The following is a 12,979-nucleotide window of genomic DNA, read 5'->3' on the forward strand; positions in this document are numbered from 1 at the left end:
CGTTGCGTCTGCCGTTGCCGCGCTCTGGTTGACTGGATCGCATGACTGACCTCAACAGCAAGCCCGAATTCGACGCGCCCGAGGGCCCGGCCCCCACCGACCTCGTCATCACCGACATCGTCGAGGGCTCCGGCGAGGAAGCGTCCGCTGGCTCGACCGTCAAGGTGCACTACGCCGGCGTCGAGTACGAGACCGGCGAGGAGTTCGACAGCTCCTGGAACCGCGGTGAGCCCATCGACTTCCCGCTCGCAGCGCTCGTGCGCGGCTGGCAGGAGGGCATCCCCGGCATGAAGGTCGGCGGTCGCCGCAAGCTCGTCGTCCCGCCGGAGCTCGCCTACGGTCCCGCCGGTGGCGGCCACTTCCTGTCCGGCAAGACCCTGATCTTCGTGATCGACCTGCTCGGGGTGCGCTGATGCAGGTCGGTGCCCCGACCATCGAGCTGAACGACGGCCACCGGTTCCCGGAGCTCGGCCTCGGCACCTACGGCCTGAACGGCGACGAGGGTGCGGCCGCGGTCGGCACCGCGATCGCCAGCGGCTACCGGCTGCTCGACACGGCGCTGAACTACGGCAACGAAGATGCCGTCGGCCGCGCCGTCCGCGAGTCCGACGTGGCACGCGAGGACCTCGTCGTCACGTCGAAGCTCCCCGGCCGCCACCACGGCTACGACGAGGCGCACCGCTCGATCGACGAGACCCTCGGCAACCTCGGGCTCGACCACGTCGACCTGTACCTGATCCACTGGCCGAACCCGTCGGTGGACAAGTTCGTCGACACGTGGAAGGCGTTCGTCGACCTGCGCGACAGCGGCAAGGTCCGCTCGATCGGTGTCTCGAACTTCACCCCGGAGCACCTGCGTCGCATCATCGACGCGACCGGTGTCGCCCCGGCCGTGAACCAGGTCGAGCTGCACCCGTACTTCCCGCAGGCAGAACTGCGGAAGGTGCACCAGGAGCTCGGCATCGTGACCGAGAGCTGGAGCCCGCTCGCCGTCCGGTCGGAGCTCCTCACCGAGCAGCCGATCACCGACGCCGCAGCGGCCCACGGTGTGACCCCCGGCCAGGTCGTCCTGCGGTGGCACGTCCAGCTCGGTGCCGTGCCGGTGCCGAAGTCGGCCGACGCCACCCGGCAGCGCGAGAACCTCGACGTGTTCGGCTTCGAGCTGACCGACGCCGAGGTGCAGGCCATCTCCGGCCTCGAGCGCGGTCGGCTGTGGGACGCAGACCCGGACACGCACGAAGAGATGTGACCGACGACCCTTCGGGAACTGCGGGCCTCCAGCGGGCAGTACACTGGATTCCCCTCTTCCCGAAGGGTTGCGTGTGTCCGAACCGACCGAGATCGACCGCGAGCGCGGCTACGTGGACGGCCTCTTCCGCCGTCTCGACGAGCTGACCGCCGAGGCCGAACAGCGTCTCGCCGAGACCCGTCGTCAGGCGGTCGGCGGGAACCACCAGAGCCGCAGCGAGCGCGACGCGTACGCCCGACTCTACGAAGACACCGTGGCGACGCTCGAGCGCGTGGGGGACCGTCTGGTCTTCGGCCGGCTCGAGGTCTCCGAGCCCGACAGCTCGGAGGACGCCTTCCGGTACATCGGCCGCGTGGGCCTGCGTGACGCCGACCACCGCCCGCTCCTGCTCGACTGGCGTGTGCCCGGTGCCAGCGCGTTCTACCAGGCCACCGCGGCGCACCCGATGGGCATGCGCTCGCGTCGCCACCTGTCGCTCGAGGGCCGTCGGGTCGTCGGCGTCGAGGACGAGGTGTTCGACGCCTCGCTCTACGACGACGAGCGCACCCACCTGCAGGGAGAGGGGGCGCTGCTGGCCGCTGTGACCGCCGAGCGCACCGGCCGGATGACCGACATCGTCGCCACCATCCAGGGCGAGCAGGACCGCATCATCCGTTCACCGCTCGAGGGTGTCCTGATCGTGCAGGGCGGCCCCGGCACCGGCAAGACCGCCGTGGCGCTGCACCGTGCCGCGTACCTGCTGTACTCGTACCGCGAGCGGCTGCGGGGCTCCGGCGTCCTGATGGTCGGCCCGTCGCCGGCGTTCCTGACCTACATCGAACAGGTCCTGCCGTCGCTCGGTGAGACCGGCGTCGTGATGGCCTCGCTCGGCTCGCTCTACCCGGGGGTGCACGCGACGACCCACGACGCCCGTGACGTCGCCGCCGTGAAGGGCTCCGCGCAGACGGCTGCGCTCCTGCGCCGCGCCGTGCGGTCCCGCCAGGTGGTGCCGACCGAGTCGGTGACGCTCGACGTCGAGGGCGAGCGGCTCGTGGTGCCGCCGCAGCTCGTGGCCGACGCGATGAAGCGCGCACAGGACCGCGGCAAGCCCCACAACGCCGCGCGCGTGACGTTCAACAAGCTGGCGCTCGACGCGATGACCCGGCTGCTCGCCGAACAGCTGCGCGAGCGCGGCACGACGGTGGACGAGGCCGACGAGAAGGTCCTGCGCGAGGACATCCGGAGCTCCTACGACGCCCGGGTGCTGCTGAACACCGCGTGGCTGCCGCTGCCGCCGGAGAAGTTCCTCGAGGACCTGTACGCCCGTCCGAACTGGCTCGCCTCGCTGACCCCGGACTGGACCCCGGAGCGCCGTGCCCTGCTGCAGCGCGCACGCGGTGGTGCCTGGACGGTCGAGGACGTCCCCCTGCTCGACGAGGCCGCCGAACTGCTCGGCCCGTTCGACCCGACCGGCGGCGCCGCCAAGCGTGCGGCGAAGGCCAGCCGGAACCGTGACATCGAGAACGCGCGGCAGGCGATCGAGAACATGGGTGTCGAGGGCATCGTCACCGCCGAACAGGTCGCCGGCTCGTTCGCCGAGGGCGGCGACCCCCGCTCGACCGCGGAGCGCGCCGCCGACGACCGCGAGTGGACCTACGGGCACATCGTGGTCGACGAGGCGCAGGAGCTCTCGCCGATGCAGTGGCGCGTGCTCGCCCGCCGCAACCCGCTGCGCTCCTTCACGATCGTCGGCGACATGGCGCAGGGCTCCTCGCCCGGGGCCGCGCGCACCTGGGACGACGTGCTCGGCGCGCTCGCCCGCCGACGCCGTGGCCGGGCACCGCTCGTGCCGCTCGACCACCGCATCGAGCAGCTCACCGTGAACTACCGCACCCCGCGGTCCATCGTCGAGGCCGCCGGCGTCTTCGCCGACGGCGCCGGCCTGACCGTCACCCGCAACGAGGCCGTGCGCGACGGCGACCCCGTCGAGCGCGTTCGCGTCGCCCGCGCCGACCTGCTCGACACGGTCGTGTCGGTCGCCGACGCCGAACGGTCGCGGATCGGTGCCGGCACCATCGGCGTGATCGTCCCCGAGTCCGAGGTCGCCGCTGTCCGGCAGCGGCTCACGCGCACCGAGGCCGACGTGCGCGGGCTCGCCTCGCCGCACGCCGGGTCGCTCACGGTGCTGACCGGGGCCGACGCCAAGGGCCTCGAGTTCGACGGCGTGCTGCTCGTCGACCCCGACCGGGTCGGTGCCGACGCTGCGCGCCCGGCGGCCGCGGTCTACGTCGCGATGACCCGTCCGACGCGGCGCCTGACGGTCATCGACGTCGACTGAGGGGTCGCGTTCGCGCGCGGCCACTTCGTGAGCAGAAATGGTCGGGTTCGCCGCGCGGAGGCGACCATTGCTGCTCACGATCCGCGGCGCTCCGGCGGGCGCGGGGCGGACGGGAGGCCCGTGGCGGCTCCGGCACACCCCCGCCGTCTCAGGACTGGTCGCCTGCAGAGCGGACGCGCGCGACGAGGTCGGCCCACGCGCCGTCGAGACGGCGACCCGGGATCGTCACGGTCGTGCGCTCGACGGTGATCGTCCACGTGAAGTCGTCGGGGACCGGCGGCCCGGCCGACGCCGTCGCGGGGGTCCGGGGGAGCGCGTCGACGACCTCGGACCACGCCGCGGGGTCGGCGCTCGTGTCCGTGTCGACCCGCCAGTGCCGCGTGGTACCGGCGAAGCCCCCGGAACGACGGACCTCGATGCGCATGCTCCCGACCGTACGCCGGTGCGTGGCGCTCGATCGTCTCAGTCGAGGACGCCCACCGTCCGCCAGGCATCCCGCACCGCGGTGTGCTCCGCGGAACCGGCGCCGAACCGGGACCGAGCGGCGTCGATCGTCACGGCGGCGAACCCGGCGAAGTCGATCGAGGCGGTGACGGACTCCGAGGTCAGGGCGTCCCACCACACGGCACCGGCGCCCTGCCAGACGTACCCGCCGATCGCGGTCGCCGCCAGGAAGAACGCGTGGTTCGGGATACCGGAGTTCGTGTGCACCCCGCCGGCGTCGTCGGTCGTCACGACGAAGTCGGCCATCGTCGCGGGCTGCGGGTCCTTGCCGAGCACCGGGTCGTCGTAGGCGGTGCCCGGGGCCCGCATCGAGCGCAGGGCGTCGCCGTGCACGGCATCCGTGAAGAGCCCTCGCCGATGAGCCAGCTCGCCTGCTCGGCGGTCTGCCCGGCCGCGTACTGGGCGACGAGGGAGCCGAACACGTCGCTGATCGACTCGTTGAGCGCCCCGGACTGCCCCTGGTAGGTCAGGTCGGCGGTGTACTGCGTGACACCGTGCGCCAGTTCGTGCCCGATGACGTCGAGCGCGATCGTGAAGCGCCGGAACACCTCGTCGTCGCCGTCGCCGAACACCATCCGGCTGCCGTCCCAGTAGGCGTTGTCGTAGTCCTGCCCGAAGTGGACCGTGGCGTCGAGGGGGAGCCCGGCGCCGTCGATCGACACCCGGCCGAAGACGTCGAGCCAGAAGGCGTGGGTCGCGCCGAGGCCCGCGTACGCCTCGTCGACGGCCGCGTCGCCGGTGTCGGGATCGCCCTCGTGCCGGACGACCGTGCCGGGCAGCGTCGTCGTGCCGCGGGCATCGGCGATCGTGCGCTGGGGCGACCGGTCGACCGTGCCGCTGCCCTTGACGCTGACACCGCGCGGGGCGACCAGGTGCCGGTGCTTCGGGCGCTGCACGAGCTCGAGCGACGCCAGTGCGGTGCGCGCGGCCGACGCCGCACGGGGGAACTCGGCCGCCTGGGCCACGGCGTGGAGCAGGTAGGGCGGGACGACGGAGCGCCGGCTGTCGGTCGGGGTCATGCGCTCATGCAACCACCGGGCACCGACACCCCGGCCGTGGGTCAGTCGCGCTTGCGGTTCTCGACCAGACCGAGCGCGTAGGACTCCCACCACTGCCCGGCGGCCGGTCCACCGTTGCACGTGCCGTCGCTGAGCCCCGGCGTCTTGACCCAGAGCAGGGCGTCGAGCCGGCTCGATCCACCGGTGACGTGCGGGTCCTGGCCGAGGCCCGCACCTTCGGGGTTGCACCAGGTCCCGCGCCAGCCCTGACCGTTGCGGGACACGTCGATGACGAAGTGCGGATCACCACCGATCGCGTCGGCGAGTTCGTCGGCGTAGGTGCGTTCCTGGTCGACGCGGTAGAAGTTCGACACGTTCGTGAAGAAGCCCTGCACCTCGTCGACACCCGCCTGACGCAGCCAGTCGGCCATCGTCGCGGTCGGGACACGGTTCTCGTTGCCGCCGTCGAGGTACACCGTCAGTCCGTGCCCGGTCAGCGCGTCCACGGCCTCGCGGAGCAGGGGGAGCCGGGAGTCGCGGAGGCGCTCGCAGTTCTGGATCTGTGCGATCGCGTCCGGTTCGACGAGCACGACGGCCTTCGAGCCGGCCATCGCGCGGACGGCGGAGCGGACCCACGGCAGGTACGCGTCGTCGGTGGTGCCGCCCTTCGAGTAGCTGCCGCAGTCGCGGTCCGGCACGGTGTACAGGACGAAGACCGGGGTGGCGTGCTGCCGTTGAGCGCTCCGGACGACGGTGCGGATCGTCGCGCGCGTCTCGGACTGCGAGGGGTTCGTGAGCCAGGTCGCGATCGGCTGGTCGGCGATGCGGGCGATCTGCGCCGCGGTGTCGTCGTGTCCGGCGGCGCGGGCCTGGCGCTCACGGAGTCCCGGCTGGTTCATCGCGGACGGCTGGTGTGCCAGCCCGCCGGGGAACGCCTGCTCCACGGTCTTCCGCGTCACGACGTCCCGTCCGCTCGCTGTCGGGTCGGCGTCCGGCCCACTGCCGTGCGGCACGACGACCACGAGCGTCGTGACGACCGCCGCGACGCCGACGACCGCGGCCGTGATCCACAGCCACTGACGTCGCGCGGACGCACGCTTCCCCTGGTGCTCCGGCATCCGGCGGTCCTCCCTGTTCGCACCCATGCTGACAGGTGCGGGGGAGTCCTGGCCAGGACGCCGGGGTGTTCGTCCAGGTCGGCTGACGGGTTCTGCCAGGAGCGCTCCAGCGGGCGTGCAGGGCGGTGCCGCAGACTGGCGGGATGTTCCGTCGACTCCTCCTCCTCGCCGTGACCGCGGCGTACGCCTGGGTGATCTGGCGGATGACGCTGACCCCGCAGGTGTTCACGTCGGCACAGAACTCGTTCGTGCTGCACGCGATCGCCTGGGTGCAGCAGCTCCCGCACGGCACGTGGTTCACGTACGAGCGCACCGAGTTCCTCGCCAACATCGCGATGTTCGTCCCGGTCGGCATGCTCGCCGCGCTCTGGTTGCCGCGGCGCTGGTGGATCCTCGGAGCCCTGGTCGCGGTGGCCCTGTCGACCGGCATCGAGTTCGCGCAGGCCACCTACCTGCCGTACCGCGTCGCCGACCCCCGCGACGTGCTGTCGAACGGCCTCGGCGGTCTGCTCGGCGCGACCCTCGTCGGACTCGTCCGCAGTCTGCTGCCGGCCCCGCGTCGTCGTCGCCTGCGCGCCAGGACCGCCTAGGACTCTGGTAGTCTTGCGCGGTTGCCGTCGAACGGCCGCGGACAAAGAGCGCTCGTGCATCAGGCACGGGCACCGCGCAACGGACTGAAAGGGGATCTACGCATGGCACTTGACGCGAAGGTCAAGCAGGAGATCATCGAAGAGTACGCGACCCACCCGGGCGACACCGGTTCCCCCGAGGTCCAGGTCGCCGTTCTGACGCGTCGTATCAACGACCTGAACGAGCACCTCAAGGAGCACAAGCACGACCACCACTCGCGTCGTGGTCTGCTGCTCATGGTCGGTCAGCGTCGCCGTCTCCTCGGTTACCTCTCCGACGTCGACATCGCCCGCTACCGTGCGCTCATCGAGCGCCTCGGCCTGCGCCGCTAGTCGACGCCTCACGGCTTGACTGAACGCCCCGGTCCTCCTCGCGAGGACCGGGGCGTTCTCCGTTCCCGGGAATGGTTGCGCGCTGCGTGTGGTTCAGTACGATGTTCATGCAAACGCATCGAAAGTCGGGAACCACCATGACCACCATCGCCGTCGTCTCCGCCGGACTCTCCGAGCCCAGCTCCACCCGCCTGCTCGCCGACCGCCTGGGCGAGGCCGCCGTCGCCGCGCTCGTCGCCGAGGGCGCGCCCGCGCACGTCCTGCACGTCGAGCTCCGGCCGCTCGCGCACGAGATCACCGACGCGATGCTCACCGGCTTCGCGGCGCCCGCGCTGTCCGCCGCCACGGCCGCAGTGGTCGAGGCCGACGCCGTCGTCTTCGTCACGCCGATCTTCACGGCCGGCGTCAGCGGTCTCGCGAAGTCGTTCCTCGACGTCCTCGACAAGGACGCCCTCGCCGACCTGCCCGTCCTGCTCGGCGCCACGGGCGGGACCTCGCGGCACTCGCTCGCCATCGACCACGCCCTGCGTCCGGTCTTCGCGTACCTCCGCGCAGCGGTGGTGCCGACCGGCGTGTTCGCCGCGACCGACGACTGGGGGAGCGACGGCGACGCCGCGGCCCTGGACGGACGCATCCGCCGGGCCGGAGCGGACCTGGCCTGGGCGATCCGGGCCTCCCGGCGGGCCCCGCAGGAAGCCGACGCGCTCCCCGCGACCGTGGACTTCGCGAGCCTGCTCGGCGGCCTCGGTCACTGACCCCGTGCCCCTTCCCGGAAGACGCCGTCGTCCTGCTGAGACGCCGCCGGATCCGGCGGCGTCTGGCTGACTCGAGGGCGTCCAGCCAACACGCCGGCGTCTCGTGGACGGGCTCTTAGGCGGACCACAGGGTTCGTGGGGTCGGCGTGCGGCCGGCTGGCGGCTCGCTCATCGGTGCGCTCGGGAGCCTCGTCATGACGACGAGGAGGACCGATGGACACCAGGGGCAACGGCAAGCGATCCGCACGGGTCACGAGTGCGCTCGTGGGCCTGGGCGGACTCGCGGTCGCGACAGTCACGGGTGCCGGGCTGTGGTTCGGGCACGAGCAGGCCAGCACGACGACGACCGACACGTCCACGAGCACGAACACCACGACGGACTCCGGTTCGGGTACCGGGACGTCGAGTGACGCCACCACCGACTCCGGGTCGTCGTCCTCCTCGTCGTCGAACGACACGTCGACCGACACGTCGACCGACAGCGGCACGAGCAGCAGCGACACCGGCGTCTCGCAGGGCGCCACCGGTGGGTCGTCCGACACGACGACGACGGGATCGTGACCGTGCGCGCCGCCGCCGAGTGGGACCTCTGGACCACCACCGCCCGGGTCGTCCTCGACCACCGCGACCGCCGCCACCTCGCCGCCGCCGAGTCCTGCGTCCGAGACGTCACGGCCGCCGTCGACGCCGCGTGCAGCCGGTTCCGCGCCGACTCCGAGCTCGTGGCCCGCGCCGACGACCTGGCGCGCGGCACCGAGGTCTCGCCCCTGCTGGCGACGCTCGTGCACCAGGCCGTCGACGCCGCACGGCTGTCCGACGGGGACGTCGACCCGACGCTCGGACGGCGCATGGTGTCCCTCGGGTACGACGCCGCGTTCGCCGACGCGCCCCCGGTCCCGTCACCCGACGCCGTCGCCCGAGCGCTCGACGACCGCCCGGCGTGGCAGCGGATCCTGCTGTCCGGCACGTTCCTGCGGGTCCCCGAGAGCGTCACGCTCGACCTCGGTGCCACGGCGAAGGCCGCCGCCGCGGACATGGCGGCCGCGAGCATCACCGCGCGGCTCGGCGTCGGTGCCCTCGTCTCGCTCGGCGGGGACGTCGCCACGGCCGGCCCGGACCCCTCCGGCGGCTGGCAGGTGCGTGTGCAGGACCTGGCGGACGACCCCGTCGACCACGTCCGGATCGCCTCCGGGTGGTCCGTCGCGACCTCGAGCACGCAGAAGCGCCGCTGGGAGCAGGACGGGACCGCGCGGCACCACATCCTCGATCCGCGGTGGGGCCTGCCCGCCGAACCGGTGTGGCGGTCGGTGACGGTCGTCGCCCCCTCGTGCACCACCGCCAACACGATGACCACCGCCGCGATCGTCCGGGGGCACGGCGCCGTGGAGTGGCTCCGGCAGAGCGGCCGTGCGGCCCGGCTCGTCGCGGCCGACGGCTCGGTGCTGCGGATCGGCGGATGGCCCGACGACCAGGCTGCCGACGGTTCCGTCACCGTCACCGTCGACGGGGCGGACGCCGCCTGATGGACACCGCGCTCTGGGTGGTCGGCCGCGGCACGGGCGTCGCCGCCGTCGTGCTCCTGACCCTGACGGTCCTGCTCGGCATCGTGACCCGCGGCGGACGACCGCTTCCCGGCCTGCCGCGGTTCGGCGTGCAGCTCGTGCACCGTGACGTCGCCCTGGCGTCCACCGTGTTCGTGGCCGTGCACGTGGTGACGCTGCTGCTCGACACCGAGGCCGAACTGCGTCTGCTGGACGCCGTCGTGCCGTTCGTCGGTGCGTACCGCTGGTTCTGGCTCGGTCTCGGCACCCTGGCCGTGGACCTGCTCGTGGTGCTCGTCGTCACGGCGATGCTCCGCCGGGTGATCGGTCCGCGGGTGTTCCGCGCCGTGCACTGGGCCGCCTACGCCATGTGGCCGATCGCGATGGCGCACGCGATCGGTACCGGGACCGACGGCACGTCCGCCTGGTTCCTGGTGGTCGCCGGGGTCTGCGCCGCCGTCGTTTTCGGCGCCGTGGCCTGGCGCTGCACGGCCGGCGTCACCGCGTTCCGTCCGACCCCGAAGGAGGCCCTCCGATGACCCTGGCCCACCCGCTCACCGTGCCACCACCGACCGGCACGCAGCGACTCCTCGCCGCCCCCGGCCCCGGGCTCGACGCCCACCTCCGCACGCACGGGCCGCTGCCGCACGTGGGACCCGGGATCATCGACGAGATCGGTCTCGCCGGGGTCGACGGCCGCGGCGGAGCCGGGTTCCCGCTCGCCCGCAAGCTCGACGCCGTGGCGGGCCGGACCCGGCGCGGAGGCCGCGGTGCCCCGATCGTCATCGCCAACGGTGCCGAGGGGGAACCCGCCAGTCGCAAGGACGCCGTCCTGCTCGAACGCGCACCGCACCTGGTGCTCGACGGCATCGTCGTCGCGGCGCTCGCGATCGGTGCGACCGAGGCCGTGGTCGCCACGAGCGCGCGGCTCGCCGACCGGGTCCGGCAGGCACTCGCTGAACGCACCGACGGCCGGCGCGGCACCGGCACCGACCCGGTCGCCATCGAGGTCCGTGCTCTGCCCCACACCACCTTCGTCGCCGGGCAGGCCACGGCGCTCGCCTCGGCCGTCGCCGGAGGACGCGGCCTTCCGGAGGACCGCGTCGTGCGGCTCGCCGACCGTGGCCCGAGCGGTCGGCCGACCCTCGTGTCGAACGTCGAGACCCTCGCCCAGGCAGCACTCGTCGCACGGTACGGGGCGGCGTGGGCGCGGAGCGTCGGCAGCGCGAGTGCTCCCGGCACCCGTCTCGTGACGGTCAGCGACGTGACCGACCCGGGCGGTGCCGTGGTGCTGGAGACCGCCGGGGGTGCGCCGCTCGGGCAGCTGCTGGGGGCCTCCCGGCTACCGGCGGCCGACCCTCGACGGACGCGAGCCGTCCTGCTCGGCGGGTGGGGCGGCACCTGGGTGCCGGCCGCAGCGCTCGACGCGGCCTTCGACGTCGACGGGCTCGCACCGTGGGGTGCGGCGCCCGGGGCGGGCGTGCTGGCCGTGCTCGACGACCGGACCTGCCCGGTCGGGGTCACCGCAGGCCTCGCCGCGGCGCTCGCCGGGGCGTCCGCCGGCCGCTGCGGGCCGTGCGTGAACGGGTTGCCGCGGATCGCCGACGTGGTCGCCGACCTGGCCTCCGGGCGTCGGGCGGGCGACCTGGCCGGCGAGGTCCGGCGGGTCGCTGCCCTGGTCGACGGACGTGGGGCCTGCCACCACCCGGACGGCGTCGCGCGGATGGTGCGGAGCGCCCTCGACGTGTTCCACGACGACGTGCAGGCGCACCTGCGGGGCGCGTGTCTGGTCGGGCCCGGTGCGGCCGGGTCCGGCTCGGCGGGGTCCGGCTCGGTCGGGGGACCCCGATGACCGCCGCCGGTACCGTCGCCCTGCACGTCGACTGGACCCGCTGCCGGGGACGCGGCCTGTGCACCGAACTGTTCGCCGAGCGGCTGGCGCGCGACGAGTGGGGCTACCCGATCGCACGGGACGGCAGCGGCACCCGCGACGTGCCGGTGCGGCCGGACGAACGCGCCGCAGCTGCGGACGCGGTGGCGATGTGCCCGCTGCAGGCGTTGCGACTGGTGGGGGAGTGAGCAGGGCTGCGGCGAGCAGTGGCGCTCAGTACCAGTGCGGGTTGACGCTCATCTCGTGGCCCCACGCACCGCACGGCGACCCGTAGGCGCTCTTGATGTAGGCGAGTCCCCAGTTGATCTGCGTGTTCGCGTTCGTCCGCCAGTCCGCCCCGGCCGCCGACATCTTGTCAGCGGGCAGGGACTGCGGGATGCCGTAGGCGCCGCTCGAGGCGTTCAACGCGTTCGCCCGCCAGCCGGACTCCTGCGTCCACAGCGACACCAGGCAGGAGAACTGGTCATCGCCCCAGCCGTACGAGCCCAGGGCGCTCCGCGCGTAGGCCTGTGCGGCCGCGGGGTCCACCACGACACCGCCGGTGCTCGGGTAGCTCGTGCCCCCGCCGCCACCGGCGCTGGTGCTCCCGCCGCTGCCGGTGTCGGCGCTCGCCGAGGCTGCTGCCGCCGCCTGTGCCGCGGCGGCCGCCGCACGCTTGCGCTGCTGTTCGGCCTTCTGCGCCGCGACCTTCTGCCCGAGCTCGTACCCGGCTGCCTGCTTGGCGGTGGTGTCCCGGAGCGACGCGAGCTGCGCGTACAGCTCGTCGCTGTGCTGCTCGGTCGACTCGACCGCGGCGTTCGCCACGGCCTCGGCGGACTTCGCCGCCGCGGACCGTTCCTCGGCCGCCTGCGCACGCGTCGTGCGTTCGGTCTCGGCGCGTTCGGCCTGTTCGTGCAGTGACGATGCCGTTCCGGCCGCGACGGACGCCTCGTCCATCACGCCGGACCACGTGGACGACAGCTGGTCGAGCGCGCCCAGCTGGTAGAGCAGTTGGTCGGGGTTCCCCGCGGTCGCGATCCGGGTGGTCATCTGGTTCGTGCTGCCGTCGCGGTACAGGTTCGCCGCCAGCTGGCCGGCACGCTGCTGGGCCCGGTCCGCCGTCTCCGTCGCGTGCTGCGCCTGGGCCTGGAGGCTCGTGGCGGCCTGGGTGGCCTCCGCCAGCTCCGCCTCGGCCGCGTCCGCCTTCGACGAGGCCGTCAGCGCGGCCTGCGACTTCGCCGCCGCCTCGTCCTGCGCCGACTGCAGCGCGGCCTGCACCTTGGTGACCTCGGCGCGCTTGGCGGTCTCGTTCCCCTTGGCCCGCTGCACGTCCTGCCAGGTCGGGTACTCCGTCGCGGACGCCGGGACAGCGGTGAGGACCGGGGCGACGAGCGCGCCGACGACCACGGCGGCCGCGACGAGCACGCCCCGCGAGGGGGTGAGACGCATGGCAGCAGGTTACCGAGGCTCGCCCGGCCGTCAGCGAGCCGCGCCGCCGATTCCCTGTGGACTGGTAAAGTCCATCGTGTCCGAGGACCGTTTCCCCGGATGTTCGACACAACACTGCGCAGGCCGGGCACGGAGCTGGTCATCGGTGGTGGCTCGCGGGCCGGAACGGTTTCCCGAGTGCTTCTACTGCTGGCCAGACATGCGTCCGGAACGATC

The 12,979-nt window shown here is 73.2% G+C and carries 14 protein-coding genes and 1 pseudogene; 11 read left to right on the forward strand and 4 right to left on the reverse strand.

Annotated features, from left to right (window positions below; translation table 11 throughout):
- Positions 1-41: 41 nt before the first annotated feature.
- The 3 genes from EDF40_RS17790 (at position 42) to EDF40_RS17800 (ending at position 3,566) form a co-directional block, all read left to right on the forward strand.
- On the forward strand, positions 42-413 hold the full coding sequence (locus EDF40_RS17790) for an FKBP-type peptidyl-prolyl cis-trans isomerase (protein WP_123293932.1): 372 nt from the start codon (positions 42-44) through the stop codon (positions 411-413).
- The gene (locus tag EDF40_RS17795) at positions 413-1,249 is read left to right on the forward strand and encodes an aldo/keto reductase (RefSeq protein WP_123341052.1); all 837 of its coding nucleotides are present in this window, start codon (positions 413-415) and stop codon (positions 1,247-1,249) included. The genes EDF40_RS17790 and EDF40_RS17795 overlap by 1 nt, the downstream gene beginning before the upstream one ends.
- 73 nt (positions 1,250-1,322) lie before the next feature.
- The gene (locus EDF40_RS17800; protein WP_260213528.1) at positions 1,323-3,566 is read left to right on the forward strand and encodes an AAA family ATPase; all 2,244 of its coding nucleotides are present in this window, start codon (positions 1,323-1,325) and stop codon (positions 3,564-3,566) included.
- Between the two features lie 148 nt (positions 3,567-3,714).
- Here the strand turns inward: EDF40_RS17800 and EDF40_RS17805 are convergent, their stop codons facing one another.
- From EDF40_RS17805 to EDF40_RS17815, 3 genes and pseudogenes are all read right to left on the reverse strand, one after another.
- Positions 3,715-3,990, reverse strand: coding sequence for a protealysin inhibitor emfourin (locus EDF40_RS17805; RefSeq protein WP_123341050.1), 276 nt, complete (start codon positions 3,988-3,990; stop codon positions 3,715-3,717).
- A 38-nt stretch (positions 3,991-4,028) separates the two neighbouring features.
- Positions 4,029-5,089, reverse strand: a pseudogene (locus EDF40_RS17810) (M4 family metallopeptidase).
- Positions 5,090-5,130: 41 nt separating this feature from the next.
- Positions 5,131-6,186: a glycoside hydrolase family 6 protein gene (locus tag EDF40_RS17815; RefSeq protein ID WP_123341049.1), complete on the reverse strand. Its 1,056-nt coding sequence runs from the start codon at positions 6,184-6,186 to the stop codon at positions 5,131-5,133.
- A gap of 143 nt (positions 6,187-6,329) precedes the next feature.
- Here EDF40_RS17815 and EDF40_RS17820 point away from each other — a divergent pair, with 143 nt between their 5' ends.
- The 8 genes from EDF40_RS17820 to EDF40_RS17855 all read left to right on the forward strand — a co-directional run bounded on the left by EDF40_RS17820 (position 6,330) and on the right by EDF40_RS17855 (position 11,523).
- Positions 6,330-6,776 carry a VanZ family protein gene (locus EDF40_RS17820; protein ID WP_123293926.1) on the forward strand — a complete coding sequence of 149 codons (447 nt, stop codon included), beginning with the start codon at positions 6,330-6,332 and terminating at the stop codon, positions 6,774-6,776.
- 102 nt (positions 6,777-6,878) lie between these two features.
- Entirely contained in the window at positions 6,879-7,148 is a 270-nt protein-coding gene (gene rpsO, locus EDF40_RS17825) for a 30S ribosomal protein S15 (RefSeq protein WP_070416523.1), read from the forward strand.
- A gap of 137 nt (positions 7,149-7,285) precedes the next feature.
- Positions 7,286-7,903 (forward strand): CE1759 family FMN reductase, encoded by a 618-nt coding sequence (locus tag EDF40_RS17830; protein ID WP_123341048.1) that lies wholly within the window; start codon positions 7,286-7,288, stop codon positions 7,901-7,903.
- Between the two features lie 213 nt (positions 7,904-8,116).
- Complete coding sequence (locus EDF40_RS17835) at positions 8,117-8,464, forward strand: hypothetical protein (protein ID WP_123341047.1); 348 nt, start codon at positions 8,117-8,119, stop codon at positions 8,462-8,464.
- The gene (locus tag EDF40_RS17840) at positions 8,461-9,426 is read left to right on the forward strand and encodes an FAD:protein FMN transferase (protein WP_185003210.1); all 966 of its coding nucleotides are present in this window, start codon (positions 8,461-8,463) and stop codon (positions 9,424-9,426) included. The genes EDF40_RS17835 and EDF40_RS17840 overlap by 4 nt, the downstream gene beginning before the upstream one ends.
- The gene (locus tag EDF40_RS17845; protein ID WP_123341045.1) at positions 9,426-9,983 is read left to right on the forward strand and encodes a ferric reductase-like transmembrane domain-containing protein; all 558 of its coding nucleotides are present in this window, start codon (positions 9,426-9,428) and stop codon (positions 9,981-9,983) included. Before EDF40_RS17840 ends, EDF40_RS17845 begins: the two co-directional genes overlap by 1 nt.
- Positions 9,980-11,296 (forward strand): NADH-ubiquinone oxidoreductase-F iron-sulfur binding region domain-containing protein, encoded by a 1,317-nt coding sequence (locus EDF40_RS17850; RefSeq protein ID WP_123341044.1) that lies wholly within the window; start codon positions 9,980-9,982, stop codon positions 11,294-11,296. The genes EDF40_RS17845 and EDF40_RS17850 overlap by 4 nt, the downstream gene beginning before the upstream one ends.
- A complete protein-coding gene (locus tag EDF40_RS17855; RefSeq protein WP_123341043.1) occupies positions 11,293-11,523 on the forward strand; it encodes a ferredoxin in 231 nt (76 codons plus the stop codon). Before EDF40_RS17850 ends, EDF40_RS17855 begins: the two co-directional genes overlap by 4 nt.
- A 25-nt stretch (positions 11,524-11,548) precedes the next feature.
- On the opposite strand, the gene EDF40_RS17860 is transcribed toward EDF40_RS17855, so the two are convergent.
- On the reverse strand, positions 11,549-12,763 hold the full coding sequence (locus EDF40_RS17860) for a lytic transglycosylase domain-containing protein (RefSeq protein WP_123341042.1): 1,215 nt from the start codon (positions 12,761-12,763) through the stop codon (positions 11,549-11,551).
- Between the last annotated feature and the right edge of the window lie 216 nt (positions 12,764-12,979).

Origin of the sequence: Curtobacterium sp. PhB170 (assembly GCF_003752345.1) — a bacterium.
GTDB lineage: Bacteria > Actinomycetota > Actinomycetes > Actinomycetales > Microbacteriaceae > Curtobacterium.